23 protein-coding genes are annotated in these 26,209 nt (G+C 46.7%); 19 read left to right on the top strand and 4 right to left on the bottom strand.

What is annotated here, in order from left to right; genetic code table 11:
• Positions 1-280: 280 nt before the first annotated feature.
• From G9G54_RS15430 to crcB (G9G54_RS15420), 3 genes are all read left to right on the top strand, one after another.
• Positions 281-1,591, top strand: a complete 1,311-nt coding sequence (locus tag G9G54_RS15430; protein ID WP_023989915.1) for a replication-associated recombination protein A — start codon at positions 281-283, stop codon at positions 1,589-1,591.
• An 87-nt stretch (positions 1,592-1,678) separates the two neighbouring features.
• Positions 1,679-2,080 carry a fluoride efflux transporter CrcB gene (gene crcB, locus G9G54_RS15425; protein WP_023989914.1) on the top strand — a complete coding sequence of 134 codons (402 nt, stop codon included), beginning with the start codon at positions 1,679-1,681 and terminating at the stop codon, positions 2,078-2,080.
• On the top strand, positions 2,077-2,433 hold the full coding sequence (crcB, locus tag G9G54_RS15420) for a fluoride efflux transporter CrcB (RefSeq protein ID WP_165178722.1): 357 nt from the start codon (positions 2,077-2,079) through the stop codon (positions 2,431-2,433). The genes crcB (G9G54_RS15425) and crcB (G9G54_RS15420) overlap by 4 nt, the downstream gene beginning before the upstream one ends.
• 112 nt (positions 2,434-2,545) lie before the next feature.
• Here the strand turns inward: crcB (G9G54_RS15420) and G9G54_RS15415 are convergent, their stop codons facing one another.
• Both G9G54_RS15415 and mnmA read right to left on the bottom strand, forming a co-directional pair.
• Entirely contained in the window at positions 2,546-3,376 is an 831-nt protein-coding gene (locus tag G9G54_RS15415) for a PPK2 family polyphosphate kinase (protein ID WP_025723903.1), read from the bottom strand.
• Positions 3,377-3,779: 403 nt separating this feature from the next.
• A complete protein-coding gene (mnmA, locus tag G9G54_RS15410; protein ID WP_165178721.1) occupies positions 3,780-4,901 on the bottom strand; it encodes a tRNA 2-thiouridine(34) synthase MnmA in 1,122 nt (373 codons plus the stop codon).
• A 304-nt stretch (positions 4,902-5,205) separates the two neighbouring features.
• On the opposite strand from mnmA, the gene cymR reads away from it, so the two are divergent.
• The 4 genes from cymR (at position 5,206) to G9G54_RS15390 (ending at position 7,669) form a co-directional block, all read left to right on the top strand.
• A complete protein-coding gene (cymR, locus tag G9G54_RS15405) occupies positions 5,206-5,625 on the top strand; it encodes a cysteine metabolism transcriptional regulator CymR (RefSeq protein WP_013311532.1) in 420 nt (139 codons plus the stop codon).
• Positions 5,626-5,636: 11 nt separating this feature from the next.
• Positions 5,637-6,788 (top strand): cysteine desulfurase family protein, encoded by a 1,152-nt coding sequence (locus G9G54_RS15400; protein ID WP_165178720.1) that lies wholly within the window; start codon positions 5,637-5,639, stop codon positions 6,786-6,788.
• 136 nt (positions 6,789-6,924) lie between these two features.
• Positions 6,925-7,446 carry a PRC-barrel domain-containing protein gene (locus G9G54_RS15395; protein ID WP_013311530.1) on the top strand — a complete coding sequence of 174 codons (522 nt, stop codon included), beginning with the start codon at positions 6,925-6,927 and terminating at the stop codon, positions 7,444-7,446.
• A gap of 10 nt (positions 7,447-7,456) precedes the next feature.
• Positions 7,457-7,669 carry a hypothetical protein gene (locus G9G54_RS15390; protein ID WP_013311529.1) on the top strand — a complete coding sequence of 71 codons (213 nt, stop codon included), beginning with the start codon at positions 7,457-7,459 and terminating at the stop codon, positions 7,667-7,669.
• A gap of 166 nt (positions 7,670-7,835) precedes the next feature.
• Here G9G54_RS15390 and G9G54_RS15385 read toward each other — a convergent pair whose 3' ends face one another.
• On the bottom strand, positions 7,836-9,809 hold the full coding sequence (locus G9G54_RS15385; protein WP_165178719.1) for a methyl-accepting chemotaxis protein: 1,974 nt from the start codon (positions 9,807-9,809) through the stop codon (positions 7,836-7,838).
• A gap of 211 nt (positions 9,810-10,020) precedes the next feature.
• Here G9G54_RS15385 and G9G54_RS15380 point away from each other — a divergent pair, with 211 nt between their 5' ends.
• From G9G54_RS15380 to G9G54_RS15330, 11 genes are all read left to right on the top strand, one after another.
• A complete protein-coding gene (locus tag G9G54_RS15380; RefSeq protein WP_165178718.1) occupies positions 10,021-11,088 on the top strand; it encodes an AI-2E family transporter in 1,068 nt (355 codons plus the stop codon).
• A gap of 351 nt (positions 11,089-11,439) precedes the next feature.
• Positions 11,440-14,073, top strand: coding sequence for an alanine--tRNA ligase (alaS, locus tag G9G54_RS15375; protein WP_165178717.1), 2,634 nt, complete (start codon positions 11,440-11,442; stop codon positions 14,071-14,073).
• A 136-nt stretch (positions 14,074-14,209) separates the two neighbouring features.
• The gene (locus G9G54_RS15370; protein WP_007431624.1) at positions 14,210-14,470 is read left to right on the top strand and encodes an IreB family regulatory phosphoprotein; all 261 of its coding nucleotides are present in this window, start codon (positions 14,210-14,212) and stop codon (positions 14,468-14,470) included.
• 9 nt (positions 14,471-14,479) lie between these two features.
• Entirely contained in the window at positions 14,480-14,896 is a 417-nt protein-coding gene (gene ruvX / locus G9G54_RS15365; protein ID WP_165178716.1) for a Holliday junction resolvase RuvX, read from the top strand.
• Between the two features lie 13 nt (positions 14,897-14,909).
• Positions 14,910-15,212, top strand: a complete 303-nt coding sequence (locus tag G9G54_RS15360; RefSeq protein ID WP_165178715.1) for a DUF1292 domain-containing protein — start codon at positions 14,910-14,912, stop codon at positions 15,210-15,212.
• Positions 15,209-15,514 (top strand): DUF1292 domain-containing protein, encoded by a 306-nt coding sequence (locus G9G54_RS15355; protein WP_013311522.1) that lies wholly within the window; start codon positions 15,209-15,211, stop codon positions 15,512-15,514. The genes G9G54_RS15360 and G9G54_RS15355 overlap by 4 nt, the downstream gene beginning before the upstream one ends.
• Before the next feature lie 94 nt (positions 15,515-15,608).
• On the top strand, positions 15,609-16,637 hold the full coding sequence (gene mltG / locus G9G54_RS15350) for an endolytic transglycosylase MltG (RefSeq protein ID WP_165178762.1): 1,029 nt from the start codon (positions 15,609-15,611) through the stop codon (positions 16,635-16,637).
• A gap of 11 nt (positions 16,638-16,648) precedes the next feature.
• Positions 16,649-17,578, top strand: a complete 930-nt coding sequence (locus tag G9G54_RS15345) for a peptidase U32 family protein (protein WP_165178714.1) — start codon at positions 16,649-16,651, stop codon at positions 17,576-17,578.
• Between the two features lie 32 nt (positions 17,579-17,610).
• Entirely contained in the window at positions 17,611-18,942 is a 1,332-nt protein-coding gene (locus G9G54_RS15340; RefSeq protein WP_165178713.1) for a peptidase U32 family protein, read from the top strand.
• Between the two features lie 224 nt (positions 18,943-19,166).
• A complete protein-coding gene (locus G9G54_RS15335; RefSeq protein ID WP_165178712.1) occupies positions 19,167-21,416 on the top strand; it encodes a methyl-accepting chemotaxis protein in 2,250 nt (749 codons plus the stop codon).
• A gap of 308 nt (positions 21,417-21,724) precedes the next feature.
• Positions 21,725-23,500 carry a peptidoglycan D,D-transpeptidase FtsI family protein gene (locus tag G9G54_RS15330; RefSeq protein WP_185156303.1) on the top strand — a complete coding sequence of 592 codons (1,776 nt, stop codon included), beginning with the start codon at positions 21,725-21,727 and terminating at the stop codon, positions 23,498-23,500.
• On the opposite strand, the gene G9G54_RS15325 is transcribed toward G9G54_RS15330, so the two are convergent.
• Positions 23,488-24,642, bottom strand: a complete 1,155-nt coding sequence (locus G9G54_RS15325; protein WP_165178710.1) for an AI-2E family transporter — start codon at positions 24,640-24,642, stop codon at positions 23,488-23,490. The genes G9G54_RS15330 and G9G54_RS15325 overlap by 13 nt on opposite strands.
• Before the next feature lie 179 nt (positions 24,643-24,821).
• Here G9G54_RS15325 and G9G54_RS15320 point away from each other — a divergent pair, with 179 nt between their 5' ends.
• Positions 24,822-26,207: a polysaccharide deacetylase family protein gene (locus G9G54_RS15320; RefSeq protein ID WP_165178709.1), complete on the top strand. Its 1,386-nt coding sequence runs from the start codon at positions 24,822-24,824 to the stop codon at positions 26,205-26,207.
• The last annotated feature ends 2 nt before the right edge of the window (positions 26,208-26,209 follow it).

The raw sequence follows: 26,209 nt of genomic DNA, 5'->3' as shown, positions 1-26,209 counted from the left end.
TTATGCCAGTCGAAGAACAGCCACGAAATTCATCTTTCGTCTAAGGCTGTTCTTTATTTTTTTTTGTAGGCGACTGACTTGTAGATCTACAGCCGTGCCGTGACCATGCTATCTGCAACTTGTTAACGGATATGGTAGAATAAGAGGCGGTTTATACCGTATCAGGATTATAGATGACTTGAATTTTCATGATTTTCAACCGTATGAGCGAACATAGTATAGTATGTTTTCAAAGAAAAAGAGAAAGTGTTCGTTCATAAACCATAAGGAAGTGAATGAAATGGACTTATTTTCATATTCCCAAGAGTCAACGCCAAGCAATCGGTTGCTTGCGGATCGCTTGCGTCCGACTTCGCTGGATGAATATATTGGACAGGAGCATGTTGTGGGTCCAGGTAAGCTGCTGCGAAGAGCTATAGAGGCAGATCAGGTCTCTTCTATTTTGTTGTACGGACCGCCGGGGTGCGGCAAAACAACACTGGCACATATCATCTCGCAACACACGCAAGGCGATTTTGTACGTCTGAATGCTGTAGAAGCATCTGTGAAAGACGTAAGAGAAGTCATTGACCGGGCACAGACGAATAAATCGATGTATGGCAAAAAAACCATTTTGTTTCTCGACGAGGTACATCGTTTTAACAGCTCGCGTCAGGATGCACTGTTGCCTGCGGTGGAAAAGGGCACGATCGTGTTTATTGGCGCCACCACTGAAAATCCCTTTCACTACGTCAACGGCGCTTTAATGAGCCGTTCTACGTTGTTCCAGCTTGAAGCGCTAACGCAGGAGCATTCGCTGGCTGCTATGCGCCGTGCCTTGAGCGATGCGGACAAAGGGCTCGGCTACATGCAGCTTCAGGTAGATGAAGCTGCACTGGCTCACATCGCGTCCATGGCGAACGGTGATATCCGCCGCGCTTTGAACGCGCTGGAACTGGCGGCGCTCACGACGCCTCCGCTGGCAGACGGCACGATTCACGTGACACTGGAAGTCGCAGAGGAATCCATCCGTCGCCCGATTGTCAAAGCAGATGAATCCACGCAGTATGACGTGCTGTCGGCCTTTCACAAAAGCATTCGCGGCTCCAGCGACGCCGCGCTGTTCTGGTTTCTGTACGCCGTAGAAAAGCTCGGCATGGACCCGATGACCTTTATCCGCCGCCTCATCGCTGCGAGCAGTGAGGACATTGGCCTAGCGAACCCGCAGGCAATGGTGCAAGCGGTGAGTGCGCTTGAAGCCTATCGCAATAACGGCTGGCCCGAGGCCAAACTGAACATTGCACAGGCCATTTTGTTTGCTGTGGAAAGCCCAAAATCGAATGCCGTATATACGGCAATTTCACGGGCCATGTCGGCTATGGACGATATCAAATCGGCCGAGGTGCCACTCCATTTGCGTGACGCACACTATAAAGGCTCGGAAAAGCTCGGTCATGTTGGCTATCAATATCCACATAATTATCCGAATCATTATGTGAAGCAGCAATATTTGCCCGATTCGATAGCAGACCAAACCTTCTATCAGGCTACTGAGCAGGGGAATGAGTCAAAAATCAGGCAAAACCAGCGCTGGCGGGATTCACAGTCTTGATATATATGTGTGACTTCATATACAGAGTGTGTACGATATCGTCACGTTACACCATGATCGTGCAAGAGCGAAGAAGGAGATAAAAAGATGAAAGACGTGCTATTCGTTGCCGCGGGCGGAGCGCTTGGAACCTCTACCCGTTATGGCCTGCAATCGCTGTTGCCTGCGGCGGGTGCGGATTTTCCACTTGGTGTGCTGCTAATCAATTGGATCGGCTGCCTGTTTCTTGGTTGGTTCTTTACGGTAACCTTGCGATCATGGCGGATCAAGCCGCGATTGCGACTTGCCATCGGAACAGGCTTTACAGGGGGCTTTACCACCTTTTCCACTTTTGCAGTAGATGCTGTACGCCTCACGGTTCATGATCGTATGCTGACGGCTGTGTTGTACCTGCTGCTTAGCGTAGGCGGAGGGCTGTTTTTGACATGGACAGGTATCCGCCTAGGTACAAAAATGACGCAGGCTGCTCCCAAGGAGGAACGCTTATGATCTGGTGGGCGGCGGCAGGCGGGATTATGGGTACACTAGCGAGATACGGGCTTGGCATGTGGGCCGGAAAGAGGTTCGGTACCGTATTCCCGTGGGGGACGTGGATCATTAACGTCAGCGGTTCATTGCTGTTAGGCTGGCTCTATGGCCAGTTTACGCAAAACCATTTGTCTCCGGCACTCTGGATGCTGCTAGGAACAGGTTTTTGTGGCGGCTACACCACCTTTTCCACATTCGGCTATGAATCTCTTCAACTGATGGAGCGTAAAGAATACCGACGCATGGCTACGTATGTACTGTCCTCTGTCGTGGTAGGAGTTGTAGCTGCGGCTATCGGGTACAGAGTCAGTTAAGCTTATACATTTTTGAGATAACACGTAAAAATGCAATAAAAAGCTTCCAATCCCGTCTCAAGGCATTCTCAGCCGTGATAAGGTTTGGAAGCTTAGTGCTGTACCTATACAGCTATTTTTTATCTCGTTCTTTGTACAATTCAGGTAAAAGGGATTCAAGTTCAGGTCTTGGATCAGGATCAGACAACTTCATTTCCTCCAGCGTTTGGACGGCAATCCGTAGCACAGTATAATCCCTATACCAACGGTTGTCTGAAGGAACGACATACCAAGGAGCTTGTTTGGTTGCGCTTAGCTCTAATACATCCTCATAATACTGGGTATATTGCTTCCAAAATTTTCGTTCCTGCAAGTCACTTGGATCGAGTTTCCAGTTTTTGTGGGGCTTTTCAATCCGGTCGATCAGCTTTTCTAACTGAAATTGCTTTGAAATATGTAAAAAGATTTTAACCACCTTTACACCATTATCCAGCAACAACTGTTCAAAATGCTTGATATGCTTAATATTCCGTTTGGCCTGCTTATCGGATATCTGTCCGTGAACACGTGTAATCAGCACATCCTCATAATAAGAACGGTTAAATGCTGCAATATATCCACGTCCTGGGGTAACGCTATGAGCACGCCACAAGAAATCATGACTTAATTCCTCAGCCGTAGGTGATTTAAAGCTGTGGACAGTCACCCCCGCAGGGTTAAGGTTGGAAAACACCTGTTTGATGACGCCATCTTTGCCGCTGCAATCCATACCCTGAAATACAAACAAAACGGATTGTTTTTTCTCTGTAAATAATTTGCTTTGTAATTCCGTGAAGCGTTCCTTCAATTGATCTGTTTCCTGTCGGATTTCTTCTTTATTTTTGATATTCTTCGTATCCTTAGGGTCCCATTCTTTCAAAGAAACTTTTTTACCCGGTGTCAGCATTCCTAATGAATCAGACATAAAGGCACGCTCCTTTTCAATTGAAGTATGATCTTGTCTACATCATATACCCAAATGAGGATGTTATCAAAAGTTCCTTATATATTAATGATCTTTCAAGTTAATTCGAAAAGGATTAAAGAGGGAATAAGTTAGAAGTCCATTGTAGCGCTCTTATTTAAATATGACGATTCCTATTTAAAATGGGAAGTATACCAATGGATTAAAAGGGACGTGTATACACCATGGAAAATTTTTTGCGAGAAATGTTTGCTCAGCATGACAGACATCATAAAGAGCAGATTATGAACTCTTTTTCAATCATTAAATAAAAACATCTTTCATAAAAAAAAGTCGCCCCTTCCAAATCTGGAGAGACGACTTTTTTTAATTCCTACTATATCAATGAAAAATGGTCATTCATTTAAACTGTTTCAGGCTGAAGTTTTTCAACCTTATCAATGGTTCCTCCACCCAGACAGCGTTCCCCATCATAAAATACAACAGCTTGTCCAGGCGTAATGGCCTTTTGATGTACATCGAATATGACATGCACGGTTCCATCGGCAAGCCATTGTAAAGTTACTTGCTGATCAGGTTGGCGATAACGGAACTTGGCTGTGCAACGGAATTCGCCGGACGGACGAGTATCTGCACCTTCAATCCAGTTCACATCTGTTGCAATCAGGCTGGTAGAATACAGGCTGTGGTGACGATCACCTTGTACCACATACAGAATATTCTTCTCCAGATCCTTATCCGCTACAAACCACGGTTCACCTGAACCCGAGCCGCCAATGCCCAAGCCTTGTCGTTGACCCAGTGTATAGTACATCAGACCATCGTGGCGTCCTTTGACTTCACCAGTAGCGATATCCACCATGTCTCCACCTTTTGCAGGCAGATATCCACTCAGAAACTCCTTAAAATTACGCTCACCGATAAAGCATACGCCTGTGCTGTCTTTCTTCTTGGCCGTATACAGTCCCGCAGCTTCCGCAATTTTACGCACTTCTGGTTTCGGCAGATGACCGATGGGAAACATTGCTCGGGATAACTGTGTTTGGCTTAATGCATTCAGGAAATAAGTCTGATCCTTATTGCTATCCACACCTCGCAGCAAGGTAAAGTGGCCGTCTTCTTCCACAACCCGTGCATAATGTCCAGTAGCAACATAATCTGCTCCCAAATCCAGCGCTTTATTTAGAAACTCGCCGAATTTAATTTCACGGTTACACATGACATCCGGGTTGGGTGTGCGTCCAGCTTTATATTCATCAAGAAAATAGGAGAATACTTTATCGAAGTATTCTTTCTCAAAATTGACGGTATAGTAAGGAATGTCGATCTGTTCACAGACACGGCGCACATCCTCCGCATCCTCCTCAGCCGTACAACGGCCAAATTCATCCGTGTCATCCCAGTTTTTCATGAAGATGCCGATTACGTCATAGCCCTGCTCCTTCAGCAGCAGCGCGGTAACGGATGAGTCGACGCCACCGGACATCCCGACGACGACACGGGTTTCATGATTGGCTTTAGCCATGGTCATCACCCAATTCTTTCAATATTGTTGTAGAACCCACCTATTGTAACATAAACGATAATAAGATACGATGTTTGGACGATCAAACGACACGGCGAACGATGGAAGAAAGCTATATAAAATGGGCTAAAGCTGTTCCAAATCGCCCGAAAGCAACTTTTTTTAAGATTGTTACCGTAATGTTTCCCTTTACCTGCCCTAATATGTTAACATAAGCTGAGGGTTAGGATCGGAATAGAGAGGTTTACAACACCAGTTATTCCGCGTGTTTAACGGAATTGTTACTATAAGTGAGGTGGCACAATTGAAAATATCAACGAAGGGCCGTTACGGCCTGACCATTATGATGGAACTTGCAGCCAGGTTTGGCGAAGGTCCAACTTCTTTGAAAAGTATTGCCGAAAAAAATCAGCTGTCAGAGCATTATCTGGAACAGCTCATCGCGCCTTTGCGTAATGCAGGTTTGGTAAAAAGTATCCGTGGTGCTTACGGCGGTTATATTTTGGCGAATGAACCGGCAGGAGTAACAGCGGGAGACATCATTCGTGTACTGGAAGGTCCGATTTCTCCGGTCGATTTCACGGAAGAAGACGATCCGGCAAAACGTCAGCTGTGGCTGCGAATTCGTGACAGCATCGCTGAAGTGTTGGATTCTACTACACTTAAGGACTTGATCACATACCAAGAACATGATGAATTGGACAATTACATGTTCTATATTTGAGGTGGATTAACATGAACAGAATTTATCTGGATCATGCCGCATCGACTCCTATGCATCCTGAGGTTGCGCAGACTATGATGGACATCATGACCGGCCAATTTGGCAACGCTTCGAGCGTTCATGCCTTTGGTCGCGATGCCAAGCGCACCGTCAGCGCTGCTCGGGATGCCGTTGCGGCCTCTTTGGGCTGCAAGCCTGAAGAAATTATATTTACGAGCGGAGGGACAGAAAGCGATAATCTGGCCCTGTTTGGGACGGCTACGGCAGACGGCCGTACTTCCGGGCATATGATTACAACCGCAGTTGAACATCACGCAGTGCTTCATGCTTGTGATGAGCTGGAAAAAGCGGGGTATGAGGTGACTTATGTCCCGGTCAACGGTTTTGGACGCGTGAACCCTGCGGATATCGAGGCTGCCATTCGACCGGACACTTTTTTGATCAGCATGATGTATGCCAACAATGAGGTGGGCGTTATTCAGCCGATCTCAGAAGTAGGGCAGATTGCGAGAGAACATGGCATTGTATTCCATGTAGATGCGGTTCAAGCTTTCGGTCATATATCCATCGACTGCCGGAATCTCCCGATTGACTTACTGAGTGTATCGGGTCATAAGATTAACGGACCACAAGGGGTGGGTGCATTATATATCCGTCAGGGTACACGCATTCAGCCGCTAATGCATGGGGGACTTCAGGAGAAGAAACGCCGTGCCGGAACAGAAAACATCGCTGGTATTGCGGGTCTGGCTAAAGCCGCAACTCTTGCTAATGCTTCCATTGAGGAGCGTGGGGCGCACGATACAGTTCTTCGCCAGACGCTGCTTAAAGGGTTGGACGGCACTCTGGGTAGCCCAAATTTTGTAATTAACGGTGATCCTGATCATTCTTTACCTAATGTCCTCAATGTTAGCTTTCCGGCCATTGGTACAGAGACCATGCTGATGAACCTTGACATGGAAGGAATCGCAGCAGCAAGCGGATCAGCCTGTACTTCCGGATCTCTAGAGCTATCGCATGTATTGCAGGCAATGGATCTTCCTGAAGATGTTTTACATTCAGCGATTCGCTTTAGCTTCGGTTTGGGTAATACTACGGAAGAAATGGAATACACGGCCAAGAAAATTGAAACCATATGGAAGCGGCTGCGTACTAGGTACTAGGGATTTCTCCGCATTTTAATAAGAAGGGAGGGGCGGTTTTCCATTTCATTGCATGAACGGAAGCAAGGTCTGACAGGCATGTAGGAAAATGACCGCACCTTCGTTCGGATTGCAGAATGAGGAGGTACCCTATAATATGAAGCTTCAAGATATGATCGGACTTGCCGTTTTCGATGTGGAGGACGGGAAGCAGATTGGCAAAATACATGACTTTATGGTGACAGCTGATTGGCGAATCACAGGGATCGAGTTGGAAGGAAAAGGGCTTTTTTCTTCTCACGTGAAAATGGTTGCTTGGGATGACATCGTTGCTTACGGTGAGGATGCGATCATGATTCGCAATCAGCAGGCTGTCCGTAAAACGGAGGCCCATGATATACAACATACGTACTTGCTTGGACCCGGTAAACTGAAGGATCTATCCGTGCTAACAGAGGAAGGGCTTATGCTCGGGCACATCTCGGATGTTTATTTTGACCAGGAAATGGGCAATAACATAATAGGCTTGGAAATCAGCGATGGTTTTGTATCGGATATTATAGAAGGGCGGAAATGGCTGCCCTGCACCGAAGATATGTCCATCGGGGAAAATGCCGTTATGGTTCCCCCGTTAAGCGAGCAGCGTCTGGAAAAAGCCATATATTCTGTTAATGGATAGGGTGAGTTTATTGAGATGTCCGAATTGTAATTCCAAAGATATCGGCAAAATCGGCTCCCATCAATTTTATTGCTGGGGATGCTTTATCGAACTTCAGGTGAATGGTGAAAAAATGTCTGTCTACCAAGTGGAAGAGGATGGAACGCTCAGTTCGCTGGACGACCTATTCTTTGGAGATGAGATGGCACAACAGGACTTGCCGCAAATTCATGCTTCTTCCTAAGCTTGACACCGAAAGTGGACAGGCTGCTTACTAAGAGGTGTGATCTACATACGGCTTAGTAGGTTGGATAACGCTTGATAAAAACAACGAAGAGGGTGCCCCGAACGGCCATATGGCCGTTCGGGGCACCCTCTTTTGTATACCATATTTATGAAGATGGTTAGTTTTACAATTTAAAGCGTTTGACCTCTTCCAATAGAAGATCAGCGTGAGAATCGAGTTTGGCAGAAAGGTCGGCAATATTGTTCATGGCATGACCTTGTTCTTGTACAGAAGAAGCCACTTCCTCTGTAGATGCTGCACTTTGTTCAGAAACAGCGACAACGCTGGAAATGACATCGGAAATATGTCCAGCATTCACACGGAGATGATCTGCGGCGGCGGTAACGTCCTCAATTTGGGCAAGCATATGCTGAGAAGCCCCACGAATGGATTCAAACGCCTGTCTCGTCGCAATGGCAGCATGCTCCTGTTCTACTGTTACAGCAAGTGCTTTCTTCATTTCCTCTGCGCTTTGTACTCCTGCAATTTTAATTTCTTCCAGCTTCCTCATGATACTGTCACTGGAACTGCCGGCTTGCTCAGCCAGCTTTCTCACTTCTCCCGCGACGACAGCAAAACCTCGTCCGTGTTCCCCGGCCCGTGCTGCTTCGATAGATGCATTGAGGGCCAGCAGGTTTGTTTGTGCGGCGATATCGTGGATGGCCCCGGCCAGCCGCTCAATATCCTGAGTTTTCAGCGCGAGCGAATCTACGGCTTCTCCTGCCGCAGTCGTCGTTTGTCTGGACTCGGCGGCCAGTTTCGCTTGGCGTTCTGCTGTTTCATACCCTGCAAGCACGGCAGAATCTGTTTCGAACACGGCAGTTTGGGTGCGTTTGACACTTTCGCCAATCTGGTCGATGGAGCCTGTCATGTGAGTCAGTTTCTCAGAGCCGGAATATACAGCCTCAGCTTGATCGCTCGCTCCTTGGGCAAGCTCCTGAACTGCACTGGAGATTTGTGACGCGATGGTTCCAGTATCTTTGGCGTGTTGATGCATATCATGGGAGGCTGAGCTGACATCACCAGCAGTATCTGATACCTTGCGCAACAGGTGAGAGAGATTATCAGACATGATATTAAAATCTGTTCCCAGGCTGGCAATTTCATCTTTACCCTTAACATCTACGCGAGCGGTCATATCACCTTCAGCTATACGTTTGACATTCGCTTGGAGTCTGCGAATCGGCTTAATAAAGTTGTTTGCCGCCCAGATTGCCAGCAGCATAGCGACGACCAAGATGATAGCAACCGTAATAATCAACGTATTACGAGTGGAGTAATACTCCTGAAAAGCAATTTCTTTGGAAATAGACAACCCTACAATCCAGCCTGTGCTAGGCATCTTTTTAAAATAAAGCTGACGGTCACTTCCATTGTAGTTATAGTCTGTTCTTCCCGAAGCGGCGCTCAGCAGGTCCGCGGTTGATGAGCCCAACTCGGGGGTGTCCTTGAGGTTTTTGCCAGCCAGCTTGTTGTCTGGGTGCGCGATCACGGCTCCATTTTGGTCAATCAGAAATGCGTAGCCCAATCCGTTCAGGTCTATGCTTTTAATCATTTTTGTCATATCGTTGAGCATAATATCCTCGCTGACCACACCAGTGACGGAGCCATTCGAATTTTTGAGAGGCTTCGCAATAGAAATGGTGAAATTCGTACTATTTGCATCAATGTACGGGGACGAGTAATACATTTCTCCCTTGGTTTTGGCATCCTTGTACCACGGTCGAGCGCGAGGATCATAACCTGCTTCAAACCAGCCAGATCCATCCCAGTAGGATCCATCTTCAAAGCCTGCGTAAATATTGGAAATATTTTGATCTTTATAGTTTTGAAAGGCTGCTTTCAGAGATACGGCTTTGGCATCTGATGAAATATCGCTGGATTCCAGGCTCGCAGCCAGTGTTTCAATAATTTTGGCGTTACCACCTATCCATCCGTCGAGCTGATTGACGGTTTCGGAGGTTTTGCTGTTCATAAGCTCTTGGATATCATGGTTGGCCTGATTTTTAACGCTTGTCATGCTAATGATCGACAATGGCCCAGCTGCAACGATAACAATACAAGTAAAAAGGAGAATAAGCTTGATTTTTAAGTTCATGTAACGACCCCCGATGTTTCAGAAATGTGAAAGCTTAAAGTAGTGCTTTGTACTTATATCGTCAGATGGAATGACTTTGTTAATTGTTTTCATCCGTTTTCATCATTTTTTTACAATGGTAATCTATAGGGCAATCCAGACTTGCGGGAAGGATTAAAGTGGAGGTACAGGCATATACTTAAAGGAGGCTAGTCCGGTAAGGGGGCACGAAATGGAGCAATTAACGAAAAGTAGACTGTTCCGGTACGGAATATGGACGCTGCTGGGACTTGTCATTCTATATTTTATCTGGCTGCTGCGACCTTTGTTTTTGCATTTGTATGAATTTCTGAAAACAATCATTGCTCCGTTTGCGGTAGCGATGATCATCTCCTATGTACTTAATCCCGTTGTTAGTATGCTGGGCGGTCGCAAGGTGCCTCGAAGCGTAGCTGTGCTGCTCATCTATGCTGTGTTTTTAGCCAGTCTCGTTGTGATTCTGATGAACCTGATTCCGATGTTCATTGAACAACTGGATGAGCTGAATGAGCATCTGCCTGAGCTGACCATGCATGCACAGGGATTAATGACGAGTATGGATAGCGGCATTTTGCCCCAAGGGGTGCGAACGGGTATGAATCAATGGTTTTTCCAACTAGAGAATCGGATGGCAACAGGGATTTCTACCTTTATGGATAACATCGGCGGGATGATCAACATGCTGTTCAATGTGTTCATTGTACCGTTCCTCATTTTTTATATTTTGAAGGATTTTGATGTGTTCGAGCGGACGATTGTGTCTTACCTCCCGCGTTCTCGTCGCAAGGCGATTGTAACGGTACTTAAGGAAATTGACCAGGCGCTTGGCAACTATGTCAGGGGACAATTACTGGTATGCGTCATTATTGGAGTGATGGCTTATCTTGGATATATGCTCATTGGCATGCCTTATGCGCTGTTGTTGGCAGGAGTGGTTGCGGTTTTTAACATCGTTCCGTATTTGGGCCCCTTTTTGGGAGCCGCTCCGGCAATAGTCATGGCTTCTACGGTCTCCTTAAAAATGGTGCTTTTGGTCGTGGTCGTTAACACCTGTATTCAAGTGTTGGAGAGCAATGTCATCTCTCCCCAGGTGGTGGGACGAACGTTGCATCTGCATCCGATAGCCATTATTTTCGCTCTGCTAGTGGGTGGGGAAATTGCGGGAATTACCGGCTTGATTTTAGCGGTTCCCGTGATGGCGGTTTTAAAGGTAGGACTTCAGCATTTTTTTGCTTATTATGTGAAGCGGAAAACAATCTGATTTTGTCCATACACCGTATGTATCTTGTCTGAAATCGCGTTGACACGGCTAAATGACACGGATATACTGAATTGAGTATGTTTAAATGTGTTTATCCAGTAGGGAAAGCTGATTTCGAAGTGCGGGCTGAACCCGCCGGGATGCTCCCGTTACCAGTGAAAACAAGGCGATCGATCGTCCGTTAAGCAAATGTTGGTGTGCAGCTTGCGCATGGGCATTTCGTACAGAGGGGACGGCGTTAACCAGGGTGGTACCGCGATACAATCGTCCCTGATCCGTTCAGGGGCGTTTTTCTGTTTTTTTATGGCCAGTGCCAGGAACCAGTGACACCATAATTAGGAGGCTACTTATATGAAAGCTAGTGAAATCCGCTCCAAATGGCTGGAGTTTTTTGAAAGCAAGGGACATGTGATTGAACCAAGCGCACCGCTTGTTCCACATAAAGATCCTTCCCTGCTGTGGATTAATGCGGGTATGGCGCCGCTTAAGCCTTATTTTGACGGACGTGTGAAGCCGGAGAATCCACGTATTGCTAATTCGCAAAAATGTATCCGGACGAACGACATTGAGAATGTCGGTAAAACGCGCCGTCATCATACTTTTTTCGAAATGCTCGGCAACTTTTCCATTGGTGACTATTTTAAGGAAGAAGTCATTACATGGGCATGGGAGTTTCTGACGGATCCAAAATGGATTGGTTTTGATCCGGAACGTCTGGCTGTAACTGTGTATCCTGAGGATGAGGAAGCGTACAAGCTGTGGAACGAAAAAGTTGGACTTCCTGCCGAACGTATCATCAAACTGGAAGATAACTTTTGGGATATCGGTGAAGGCCCTTGTGGACCTTGTACGGAAATCTTTTATGATCGTGGCGAAGCCTACGGCAGCGACATGACGGACCCTGAAATGTATCCGGGGGGAGAAAATGAGCGTTATCTGGAAGTGTGGAACCTCGTATTCTCACAATTCAACCATAACAAAGACGGCAGCTATACGCCGCTTCCAAACAAAAATATTGATACAGGGGCTGGATTAGAGCGTTTTGCATCCATTTTACAAAATGTGGATTCCAACTTTGATACGGATATCTTCCAGCCAATAATCCAAAAAACAGCGGCGATGGCAGGAGTAAAATATAACGAAAATGTGGACAGTGACGTGGCTCTTAAGGTTATTGCTGACCATGTCCGCACCGTAGCTTTTGCAATTGGTGACGGTGTGCTGCCTTCTAATGAAGGACGGGGTTACGTGATCCGCCGTTTGCTGCGCCGGGCTGTGCGCTATGGAAAAATGCTGGGCATGAACCGTCCATTTATGTTTGAGCTGGTGGAAACCGTTGGGGATGTCATGGGTGTGTATTACCCTGAGGTAGTGGACAAGCGTGATTTCATCATCAAAGTGATCAAAACGGAAGAGGAACGCTTCCATGAAACACTGACAGATGGATTGGCCATTTTGTCCGATATCAGTGCTCAGGCGAAGGCCGAAGGTCGCAATGTCATTAGCGGAGCAGATGCCTTCAAACTGTATGATACGTACGGGTTCCCGTTCGATCTCACAGAGGATTATGCGGACGAGCAAGGCTTGAAAGTAGACCGTGAAGGTTTTGATGAAGCGATGCAGGAGCAACGCAAACGTGCCCGTGATGCTCATCAGGACAGCGCCAGCATGAAGATTCAGGGCGGAGCTTTGTCCGATCTGGCGGTTAAAAGTGAATTTGTTGGATATAATGACCTCATAACTGAGTCTAAAATTGTGGCGATTGTATATGAAGATGCACTGGTGGACAGTGTTAGTGAAGGGCAGTCTTGTCAGGTCGTGCTGGATGTGACTCCTTTCTATGCCGAAAGCGGAGGACAAGTCAGTGACCAAGGCTTGCTGCGTGGAGGTACGGTAACCGCGAAGGTCGAAGGGCTGTTTAAGGCGCCTCAAGGTCAGCATGTGCATCAGGTTGTTGTAGAAGCCGGTGAGCTGAACGTTGGCGATACGGTGAAAGCAGAAGTAGATCAAGCTTCACGTGGAGAAATAGAGAAAAACCATACGGCTACACATTTGCTTCACAAAGCGCTTAAAGAGGTGCTGGGTGACCATGTCAATCAGGCGGGTTCTTTGGTAGAGCCTGGGCGTCTGCGTTTTGACTTCTCCCATTTTGGAAGCATTACACCAGAAGAGCTGGCGGATATTGAACTGCGTGTAAACCGTGCCATCTGGAGTCAGCTGGACGTTAATATTGAACTGAAACCGATTGATGAAGCCAAGGCTCTCGGAGCAATGGCGCTGTTCGGTGAAAAGTATGGAGATATCGTACGGGTCGTTAAGGTAGGCGATTACAGCATTGAACTATGCGGTGGCTGTCATGTCAGCAATACTTCGCAAATTGGCTTGTTCAAGCTTGTCAGCGAGAGCGGCATTGGATCAGGTGTACGTCGTATTGAAGCGGTGACCGGACGTTTTGGCTTTGAATATATGGAAGGTCAATTAGAGCTGTTGAAGGTGTCGGCTGGGCTTGTAAAATCCAAGCTGTCTGAGGTACCTAAGCGTATCGAATCTTTGCAGCAACAAATTAAAGACCTCAGTCGTGAAAATGAATCGCTGCAAAGCAAGCTGAGCGTTATTGAGGCAGGCCAGCTGACCGATCAGGTCGTGCAAGCAGGCGGGGTGCAGCTGTTGGCTGCACCCGTGCAGGCTTCCAGCATGGATGCGTTGCGTGCGATTGCTGATGAACTGAAAGGGAAACTTCCGGCTGCTGTGCTGGTGCTCGGCGCTGCAATGGACGACAAAGTTAATTTTGTCGTAGCAGTTCCGGCAGAGCATACCAAGGCTGGACTTCATGCAGGCAAGCTCGTGAAAGAAATTGCTGCCGTATGCGGTGGCGGTGGTGGCGGACGACCTGACATGGCGCAAGCCGGTGGTAAGGATGCCAGCAAGCTGGACGAAGCACTTCAACGTGCGCATGAACTGGTGTCGGCAGCCTCACAAGGATAAAGTTCGATAATTTTTGCGGATTTTTGGGAAAAAACGGGCTTAGATATTTCCTTGTAAGGCTTTGCTTATGGTATGATGTAAAAGAATAAGCTGGCATAAACATGTACACATGTTTTGTGGAAGCGAGGTGTCAACAATGGATTCCATGGACAAAACGGTCAAATTTAATGTCAAGGCAGATGAGAAGGAAGCTTCTGCTCAGGAGATTTTGTTGACCGTATATGATGCGCTGGTGGAAAAAGAATACAATCCGATCAATCAAATCGTCGGCTATTTGCTATCCGGTGATCCGGCTTATGTGCCACGGCATAATAATGCCAGAAGCCTGGTACGTAAAAAAGAGCGCGATGAGTTGATTGAAGAATTGGTTCGTTTCTATCTCGCCAAGCACCGTTAGGAGACAGGCATGAAAGTAATGGGATTGGATTACGGGGATCGCCGAATTGGGGTCGCCGTAAGTGATGCCTTCGGCTGGACCGCCCAAGGATTGGAAGTCATAGAACGACGCGGTGACGACAGCGAGTTCGGTAAAATTGCAAATTTGGTTCGTGACAATGAGGTCAGCGAGGTTGTTGTAGGCTTGCCGAAAAACATGAACGGAACCGTGGGTCCACGCGGTGAGATTTGCATCGATTTTGCGAACCGACTCAAGGAGTTACTGGGTTTACCCGTTCACCTTTGGGATGAACGGCTGACGACGCGTTCGGCGGAGCGTACGCTTCTGGAGGCCGACGTCAGCCGAAAAAAACGCAAGCAGGTGGTAGATAAACTGGCCGCAAGCCTGATCTTGCAAAACTATTTGGACGCACACAGTACAAGGTGAGGGGGATTTCGTAATGGCTGAAAATCAAGTGGGTATGGAAGAAGAGCCGGAAATTATTTATATTGCCGATGACGAGGGCAACGAGGAAGAGTTCGAGGTCATTATGAAGTTTGAGGTAGATGGTTCCGAAGCGAAGTACATGATGGTTGCGCCAGTGGAGCCTGAAGCGGATGAGTCCGATGTGTACGCCTTCCGTTACGAGGAAGAAGGCGATGATATTAAATTGTTTGTGATCCAAGACGATGCCGAATGGGAAATCGTCGAAGAGACCTTTAATACATTCGTAGAAGAAGAGGAAGAGGAAGACGGGAAATGACGAGCTATTCACGTGAAGACCTGAGTTGGACCTCTGATTTGAAGGAAACGTTCGACGGCGATGTAGAGTTGCAGGATGAACAGGGCCATGCGATTCGCATGGAATTGGAAGCAGAGTTCAAGGTAGGTGAGCAACGGTACGCCGTATTGCGTAGACCCGGGGCTGCTGTTGGCGAACATGAACTTTACCATGTAAGCTCATCCACAGACGGCGAAATCTCTATCACCACCATTGAAGATGATGATGAGTGGGAAGATATTTCCGAACTGTACGATGAATGTACGTTGCCGGAAGAACTGTAAGTCTGGATAGCGATGAGATCAAACCTGAAAGGGCGGACCAGTCCGCCCTTTTTGGCTGTGAAGGAGTTGGGTGGATGTGAAGCGAAGGACGAGGATGTTTACGTTGTTGCTACTGCTTATCATTATAGCAGGAGGGGTAGCCCTCTATATTTGGAATGCCATGCAGCCTGTTCAGCCCCAAACACAACCCGTTGCTTTTACGGTGGTGCAGGGAACAGGAACATCGGCAATCGCAGATACGCTGGAGCAAAAGGGACTTATACGTAATGCGCTCGTGTTTAAGGCTTATGTAAAATTCAAACAGCAAGGAAGCGCATTTCAGGCCGGAAAATATGAGGCGCAGCCTGGCGCAACCTTTGATCAGTTGATTACTAAGTTATCGGCTGGAGATGTTGTTAAAGAGGAAATGATTCGTTTTACAATCCCGGAAGGTTTTACGATTAGACAGATGGCTGATAAGCTGCAAAAGGAAGGACTGGCAGACCGGCAGCAATTTTTGCAGCTGGCCAACGATCCGTCCGCTTTTGACGTCGCGCTGGTGCGGGACATTCCAAAGCAGGCGGGGCTTCGCTATGCGCTGGAGGGCTACCTTTTCCCGGAAACCTATGAGCTGAAAAAGGGCAGCACGGCCAAAGATATTATACAGGTGATGCTAGAACAGACACAAAAGCGGCTAGAGACTATTTCCGATTTGGATGCCAAGCTGAAACAGCGGGGTGAAACGCTGCATCAACTGCTGACGGTTGCTTCTTTGGTAGAGCGCGAGGTGGTTGTGGAAGATGAGCGGTCTGTAGTAGCTGGCGTCATTTATAACCGGTTAAAACAGGATAAGAAGCTGGAAATTGATGCTACAGTTCAATATATGCTGGACAAGCAAAAGGAACGACTGTATTACAAGGATCTGGCTGTAGAAAGTCCGTATAATACGTATTTGCATCAGGGACTTCCACCAGGACCGATTGCAAGTCCCAGTCTGAACTCAGTGATAGCGGCTTTACAGCCGAAAGCTACAGATTATTTATTTTATGTGACCAAAAAAGACGGGACACATGAACATTTGTTTGCCAAAACGTATAAAGAACATTTGCATAACATTCAGGTAAGTAACCGTAAGACAAATTAGGAGGTGAGCCTATGGCTTACAAACCCGAACTACTGGCAACTGCCAGCTCTCCGGAGGATGCCCGCCATATGCTGGAGGCTGGAGCTACTGCATTACTTATTGGAGATGACCGCTTTGGAATGCGGCTGCCGGGACATTTTACACCTGACCAAACCCGTGAAGTGGTGGAAGAGGCACGCAAGCATACGGCGCAGGTATATGTATCCATGACGAATTTGATGACGAATGAGCTATTGCCGCTCCTTCCCGAATATGTGCAGACCCTAGTTGGATGCGGCATTGATGCCATTGAGTTTAATGATCCCGCAGTGCTTATGGCCGTGAAGGAGTATGCCCCGCATCTGAAGCTGTTCTGGAACGGTGAGATGATCTCTACCAACTTCGCAACCGCCAACTATTGGGGTGAAAAGGGGGCTTCCCGGGTCATTTTGGCTCGTGAGCTGAGTATGGATGAAATAACCGAAATGATACCAAAGTTGAACATAGAAGCGCAGGTTCAGGTACATGGCATGACCAATATTTATCACTCCAAGCGTAAGCTTGTCCAAAGTTATATGCTGCACCAGGGACGTAATGTAGAAGGCGATTTGGGTAGAGGACGCGGCTTGTTTCTGATTGAAGCAGAGCGGAAAGAAGAGAAGTTCCCTATTTACGAGGATATAAATGGGACACATATCATGAGTTCAGATGATTTTTGCATCATGGAGGACCTGCATATTCTAATGGAGGCGGGCGTGCATAGCTTTAAGATCGAGGGCTTATTGAAGTCTACGGCTTACAATGAGGCGGTTGTTCGTGCTTATCGTAAAGCAATAGATAGTTATACAGCCGACCCGGATGCTTACGCTTATGATGAAAGCTGGCTGGATGAAGTTCGCCGTCTTCAAGATCCTGAACGGGAACTTTCCTTCGGATTTTTCTATAAAGAGCAGGTTTATTAATTTTAAAATGAATTTACAGAGGGGGGAACGTCATGGGGACGATAACCAAAACGAGAAAATATATAGGTAAACGGAATCGTCTGGATAAGCCGGAGCTGTTGGCTCCTGCCGGAAATCTGGAAAAGCTGAAGTTTGCCGTTCACTATGGCGCGGATGCTGTATATATTGGTGGACAAAAATATGGTCTGCGTTCTAACGCCGATAATTTCAGTTTTGAAGAAATGCGAGAAGGTGTAGAATTTGCCAACAAGTACGGTGCTAAGGTGCTTGTGGCCACCAATATCTATGCCCACAATGAAGATATTGCCGGAATCGAGGAATACTTGCGCAATCTGTACGAGGCAGGAATTCATGCCGTGATCGTCGCTGATCCGGCTATTGTATCCGTGGCATTGCGTGCTGTTCCTGGATTGGAAGTGCATTTGAGTACGCAGCAGTCCACGTTGAACTGGCAAGCAGTAAAGTTTTGGAAAAACGAAGGACTACCGCGTGTAGTACTGGGGCGTGAGACCAGTCTGGAGGAAATCGAAGAAATTAAAAAGCATGTGGACATCGAAATCGAAGCTTTTGTCCATGGTGCGATGTGCTCTTCATTTTCCGGCCGCTGCGTGTTGTCCAATCACTTTACAGACCGTGATTCCAATCGTGGGGGATGTTGTCAGTCTTGCCGCTGGAAATACGATTTGTTTGAGGATGCCCGCCCAGGTGAGGTTTGGATATCTGAGGAAGAGGCACAGGAGAGCAATGCACTGAAACAGTTCCAGCTCGGTGTTAACCAGCTTCCACTGTTTGAAGAGAGCGATAATGCCTTTTCTATGGGTTCCAAGGATCTGTGTATGATTGAAAATGTTCCTGATCTGATTGATGTAGGTGTAGACAGTTTTAAAGTAGAGGGACGTATGAAGTCTATCCACTATGTGGCTACGGTCGTGAATGTCTATCGTCAAGCGATTGATTCCTATATGGCTGATCCTGAAAATTATGTGCTCAAACCAGAATGGATTGAAGAAATTAACAAGGCAGCCAATCGCCCGCTGAATACAGGATTTTTCTACGATACACCGGATCATGAGGATCATATTTATGAGCCGGAAGAAAAAGCAGTCCCTTATGATTTTGCTGGACTGGTTATGGACTACGATGCCGCAAGTGGCATCGCAACTATTCAACAACGGAACCATTTTAAACCCGGTCATGAAATTGAATTTTTCGGCCCGAACGGAACATTTTTTAAACAAACGGTCGAAACGATCTGGGATGAGGAAGGCAACGAATTGGATGCTGCTCGTCACCCGCTTCAACGAATTAGAATGAAGGTAGATCAACCCGTATCGTATTTTGATATGATGCGTAAAAAGAAGTAAATAAGCCTTAAGTCACAGACGAAAAGATTCAAAAGCCTCTCCTATCGGTTGGAGAGGCTTTTTTTTGAATAGTTTTCTAGGAAAAAAGTTTCACAAAATTTAGTTGATACTCAAAGGAAAGCTACATTCCTTGTCGAATAGTTCCGATAGAAGTTATATAGATAATAGATACATAATGGATGACGTGGAATTAGAAACTAATTATATGGTGGCAGGTGAGAGGAATGGGTTTACGGAAAAAAGAGGGGAATACAGTAAAAAGGCAACCCAAGAAAACGGATCAAATGCAGGGTTTGAAAGGCAGTAAAGTGACCACGGAAAAAGGGGAACAAGCGGGTGCGGTGTCTTCGAAGGTTGCCCCCTGGGTAGCTAAAGCGACTCGTAAAGGTACACACAATTTAAAGCGTTTACTTAAGCCGGAAAGGTACAGTAAAGATTTCATGCATTTGGTCAAAAACTATAATCCGATACGTTCGGTTGGAATGAAGTTGTTTCTGATCTTTTTTGCGGCAATTATGTTATTTGTGGTCAGCTTGGGGATGCTCTCATACTACAAGGCTAAAAGTACGATTGAGCAAAATGCAGCTACGGCTTATCAGCAGACCGTCCAGCAAACTTCAGAAAAGCTTGATATTATTCTAGAGCGCTTTCAAGACACATCGACACAGGTATTTTTCGATACTGAATTAAGTGATCAGTTGCAAAAGGCAGTAAAGCAAGATAAAAATCCCTTTGCATCTTTTGTTGCTATGGGCGAAGTGAATAAGAAGCTAACGAATCTTGCTTTTACGAATAAAGCGATTGATTCAATGTACTTGTACCCGGAAGAAACCAATTTAGCTGCTATGGGCACCGGAACACAAAAGGATGTACGGCAGGAAGCGTGGTTTAAGGATATTTTGAAAAACAAGGGAATGGTTTGGCTACCTACGCAGGTGAATGACAATGGCAGCAAGACCTTTCGTCTGGCACGCTCCATGAACAGCATGTCCGGGTTGGGAGGGACTTATGTTCTGGTTATGGATTTAAAGTCCAGTGCGGTGGAGGACGAGTTGAAAGGTGTTAATTTGGGCTCAGGCAGTATGATTAGCCTTGTGACAGACAAGGGTGAGTTTATAGGTTCTAACAATGAGAGCTTGTCAGGAGGAAAGACAAAGCTGGATTACGTTTCCAAGCTTGAAGGAATTGAAGGAAATCAAATTATGGAGCAGGTTGCAGATGGCAAAGAGCAAAATGTGCTTGCGGTTCATAATACGCTGGGAACTTCCAAATGGATTCTCGTGGGTGTAGTACCTGTATCTGAGCTGGTGAGAGACGCTAAGGGGATTCTAACCACGACCTGGATATTTGCTGCAGTGGCTGCACTCATTGCATTGTTCATTGGCCTGTGGATCGTGCGCCTCGTGGCTCGTCCATTGACACACCTAAAGGATTTAATGGTCGAAGGCGCCAAAGGCAACTTGCAAATTCGAACGAACTATAAGGCTCAGGATGAAATTGGGCAGTTGTCAGAAAGCTTTGATATGATGATGGAGCAAATTACATTGCTGGTAGAGCAGACGAATGCCTCAGCTCAGGAGGTTCTGAATACAGCGACAGAACTAGGCGATGCCTCGAAGAAGACAGCCATTTCAGCTAAAGAAATTGCAGCAGCAACGGAGGAGATTGCTCACGGCGCCGCCAGTTTGGCAACAGAGGCTGAACGTGGTAGCGGACTAACCGGGAATATATCTCAGCAAATGGATACGGTGATGGCTTCCAATCATGAAATGAGTCTGGTCGCACAAGAAGTTGAACAATCCAGTGAACAAGGGACAGTTCAACTGAAAAATCTATTGAGCAAGACTAAGGTTACGGAAGAAACTACGCATGCTCTGGTAGGCAAAGTAGATGAACTGAAGAAGACAACTTCCGATGTCTTTAAGGTGCTGGACGTATTACAGGATATTGCGAAACAAACGAATATTCTATCACTGAATGCGACGATTGAAGCGGCACGAGCGGGGACGGCGGGGCGTGGTTTTATGGTGGTAGCTAATGAGGTTCGGCAGTTGGCTGAACAATCACGTCAAGCTATTCGTACGGCTACAGGCATTACTAACAACATCGTCAATGAAATGAATGAAACGGTACAGGCATTATCTGAGGTGTATCCGCTGTTCCGGGAACAGATGGGAGCCGTGCAGGAAACAACGGACATTTTCCAATCGGTGCAGCAGCAAATGGGAGAGTTCGCGCTACGATTGGGAACGGTTACCGCCTCCATTCATCATCTGAGTGAATCGCAGACCACTTTGTCCGAGGCAATGACCAATGTAAGTGCGGTGGCCGAGCAATCCTCGGCTACTTCGCAGGAAGTCGCTTCGCTCAGCACTGAGCAGGCCAATATCGGTAATCAACTGGTAGGTTTGTCGGATAAGCTGGAAGGAGTATCGGTGAATTTGAAGGAACAGCTTTCGCGGTTTACGGTGTAGATATAACAAAACCATGGGAATCAGGAATGTCACTGATCTCCGTGGTTTTGTACTTTTTATTTGGATGTGCTTAAAAATCCCTCAAGAAGGAAAGCAAAAGATGAATACAAACACAAAGGTAGCTTGGGTTGTGCTGGCCATTACTATTTTTATTACGTTTTTTTATTCGTTAGACGAGATTTTAGATTGGAGTCCAGAAGCAGACATCACAAGATACAAATAAATTCGGAAACCCATTCACGTTAAAAGTTGAGTGGGTTTTCTTTTTCAACTACAGGACATACTACTGGAAAAATGATGAAAGAAGGATGGGTGTGCCGAGGCGTGGTAGCAGTTTCATACGAAAACGTCGAATTGCATATATGGCCTTGGGGGTGATAGCGCTACTGCTGATTTTATTATTCCGACTGGCTTGGATTCAGGGGACAGCGGGCATTCATATGTCTGTTTATGGAGGGCATTCGCTTAAGGAAATGTCAGCACGTCAGCGACAGGAGGGCATTTCTATCGACTCTGGACGTGGACAGTTTACGGACCGGCATGGGCAACCCTTGACTGGCGGAGTCGTATGGACGCCAGTGCTTTTTCCCGATGTAGATGGCAAAGCGGCTATACATGGCGAAGAACTGGCTAAGCTACTGCGTACGAACAAGAATCAACTACTGACACGATGGAAAGGACTGCAATCCCCGCTCATATGGCGTGATGGGGGTGGAGAGCCCGTACAAATCAATCCGCACGAAGCAGGCAAGCTGCTGAAGCTAGCCCCTTCGCTTATCGAGCTTGTACCTTATGCGAAACGTTACAGGAATTTGCCCAATGGCAGGCAATGGCTTGGCTTTCTGTATGAACGTGCCGACCGAGCGAGTGAACTGCCGATGGGGGCAGCCGGGCTTGAAAGAACGTTGGAGCCGCTGCTGAGCGGCGTCGGTGAAACGTTCGTCTCCCGATTTGTAGATGCGCAGCGTCGTCCATTGACTCATGTACCGCTGCGTGTCAGTGCTCCATCCAATGGTCACTATCCATTACAGGTACAGACTACAATTGATCTACCTATACAGGAACAGATTGAAAAGCTGACGGAATCTAGTCATTTGGCAGAAGGGGCGGTGGTAGTGCTCGATGCAGGCAACGCGGATGTACTGGCGATGGTGTCTCGCCCTTTTTATAATCCCGGTCATGTTGATCCCCAGAAAAAAACAGACTGGTCTAATCGTGCACTTAAGGCGATAACGCCTGGTTCCATTTTTAAGTTGGTTACGGCTGCTGCTGCACTTGAATCAGGTGTTGTCCAACCGCAGGAACAATTCCATTGTCATGGAACTTATGGCAAGTACGGTTTGGCTTGCTGGAAAAAAGAAGGACACGGTACCCTGAACCTGGAGGAAGGGCTTGCTGTATCCTGTAATAGTGTGTTCACTCATCTCGGTGAACGGCTTAATCCTGAGCAAATTCAGGCCACAGCCTCTGCACTAGGATTGGGCCGAACTGTGGGCTGGCAGGAGCGGAATCTTGCAGGGCTACCTCAATTCAGACCGCTGGATCACGAAGAAAAGGGAGCCGTATTCGGCTCCCATACGAACGCGTCTGATCCGGGCGTACGTGTACAGACAGCTATCGGTCAGCGCGATGTGCTGGTAACGCCTCTCCAAGCTGCTAATCTCATCGTCACCTTGCTGCACGATGGTCAAGTACATGCACCACGCCTCGTCAAACGCATCAGCTACGCAGATGGTAGCACCTTACTGGAACTACCTGCTCATGCTGCACCTTCACCCGAGGGCAGCCGCTTGATTCACACATTGACGGCTCGCACGCTTCGTGAAGCAATGGAAAAGGTTGTGACACAGGGGACGGGTGCCTCCTTGCGTAGTAAATCATGGAATCTGGCTGGCAAATCAGGTACGGCCCAAGCTTTGAAGAACGGTCACCCTATCAATCACCAGTGGTTTATAGGGTATGGTCCGATAGAGCAGCCTCGTTATGCGGTCGCCGTCCTTGTGCAAAATGCTTCAACACATTCTGCAAATCAAGCTACAGCACTGTTTGGTCAAGTAATGGATCTGTTAGCTCAATCCTCCTGAGTTCCACGGGTAGCTTCACGATCTTCCTCCTGGATTTTAACGATAAACGGAGGCTCGTCAAATTCCTCTGTCGGAAACCGAATCCATTTCTGCAGATAGCCTTGCTGCCACAATTCCTTGAGCAAAATGATCAGAATGGGAGACAGGATTAATCCGGCCAGTCCAAAGATGGACAACGATATAATGGCAAAGGAAAGCATCAGATAGGCAGATGAAACACCGATGGAATTACCAGTGATTTTAGGCTCTGCCAGCTGGCGGACGATCACCGTGACAGCCATGACAATGAGCAGGCCTACAGCCAGGCCGGTATTGCCTGTGATGAACAGATACACTGCCCACGGAATAAAAATAACAGGCACACCCAACAAGGGCAGGATATCAAACAAAGCTGCCACGAGCGCCAATGAGAGGGCATTATCCACTTGCAAAATGAGTAAACCTATAAATACGAGAACAAAGGTAATCCCTACCAGTAGAGCTTGAGCCTTGAGAAAAGCGGAGATGGCTTTAAGTACGTGATTTTTTAGAAAAAGGTAAGCAGTTTTTAGTGTCTTGGGTGTTTTACTACGAGCAATGCCCTTCCAAAGATTAATTTCCATACTTAAAAAGAACGCTAAAATGATTGCAATGGCAAAGTTGCCCATAAAAACAGTGAAAGAACTGAGGAACTGTATGAAAAAGGATAATCCTAGCTGTGCCCATTTCGTAGCAATGGTGGTGGCAGTCGCAAAATATTCATTCACACGTTCGGTAACACCCGGAGGTAAAGCAGCAATTTTATCTTGAGAAAGATGAAGATACCGCGTGAATTCCGCTTGGATAATCTGAGTATATTGTGGGAGGTTTTGCGCGACTTTCGTAAATTGCGTAACCAGAATCAAGCCCAATCCGAAAAAAGTAGCAAGTAAAAGGATGATAAACAGCAATACGGAGAGTGCGGAGGCAAAAGGCTTTTTCATTCCTTTCCGATGAAAATAACGGGCAGCAGGTTCAATGCACCAGAACACGACAAACGAAAGGAACACAGGTGCGGCAAGTTGATAGAGTTTGCTGGATACGAACATAATTAAATACACGGTTAATACGATCAGACCGATATCAAAAACGGTACGCCAATATTTTTTGTACAATGGAAGCATATGTATACAACGACTCCTTTTAGATTTTTATTTATTGTACACTAAATTGGACCTCAATGCTGACCATATGCAATAGCGAAATCTCGGCATGTTTACGTCATTGTGATAACATATAAGTAAGTGAGTTTTCCTCAGGAAGCCTGCTTGGGGAGTTCAGAATAGAAAAGTGGGGATAAAACGTGCAGACTCTGCTGTTATGGATGTTTTACATTTCGACTTTTTATGCTTTTATTCCGGCGCTGGTTAGTCGTATATTTGGTTTCCGGGTGTTCAGGCGCGGCAAAAGTGAGCAAGAATATGCACTCACCTTTGATGATGGCCCTGATCCAGTGTATACATCACAGCTGCTTGATTTACTGAAGCGTTTTGATGCCAAGGCTACTTTTTTTGTTGTTGGGATGAATGCAGAAAAACACCCTGAACTTCTGAAACGCATGCATGATGAAGGTCATCTGATCGGTATTCATAATTATGTGCACAAATCGAATTGGCTTATGCGGCCTGTTACGGTCAGAAGACAAATTGCCCAGACAGAGTCAGTCATTCGTCGAGTAACTGGCGAGGGAACGACCTTTTATCGCCCCCCTTGGGGGATAGTGAACTTTTTTGATATTTCCAACACCCATGGTCGTCGAATCGTATTATGGTCCTCCATGTTCGGAGATTGGAAGGCAAGCATTGGAGCGAAACAATTGGCGGAGAGAATGCTCAAAAAGCTAAGGGGTGGCGAGGTGATGCTGCTCCATGACTGTGGTACGACATTGGGGGCAGACGCGGAAGCGCCCCAGAATATGCTAATCGCGCTGGAGAAGCTGCTGAGGGTCGCCCAAGAACGACAATTACGCAGCGTACGGGTGGATACATTGTTTTGCCGTCAGTCTGTCAATCAACCTACTGCCTCCGAGATGTTCAGTACGAGCTGGTCAAAAAGAACGCTGGTATGTGGATGGCTCCAGTATGAGCGGCTATTCCATGTTTTGTTTCGTCTTCGTCCCGTAAGTCAGGAGGATACGATCTTTTATTATCGTCGCCGTATCTATCATGGGCCAAATGTAAATATGGAGAACAGCAGGTGGCTAGAAAAAGGGGACCCGATAATTGAGCTTCATTTTGATAATAAAAAGTTATTTCAATTGGGTTCGACGGCAAAGTCGATGGTACATTTAGCTATTCAATTGGTTCGGATTGTGAAAAAACAACTTCCTGATCTGGCCCAACGCATTGTACATGATTCTGAAATGAAGGGTGTAAAGGCGATCTATGCAGTAAGTATGATTCATCGGGGACCAGAGAAGTTGGGATTTCAGGTTCGGGAGCTTCCCAAAGGACTGTTCAAGCATGTGTCCACTGTATATCTAAAGCTGTTATTTCGTGTTATTCATCCTTCGGGTTCAGAGCAATTGAGTGAAAAAAAAGATGTAATGGTACCGAAACTGATTGTGATGCCAATGGATACCTTGTTTGACCGTTTTCATCAGGGAGACTCACACTGCTCAGACGAAGCTCTTGAGCAAACAGCTCAGAGAGATGATGTCCATATACTCAACAGCGAAATGACTGAATAGCT

It is taken from the genome of Paenibacillus sp. EKM212P (assembly GCF_011066115.1).
Classification (GTDB): domain Bacteria; phylum Bacillota; class Bacilli; order Paenibacillales; family Paenibacillaceae; genus Paenibacillus; species Paenibacillus polymyxa_B.
Note: the sequence above shows the minus strand (reverse complement) of the source record. Positions and strands in the feature narration are given on the sequence as shown.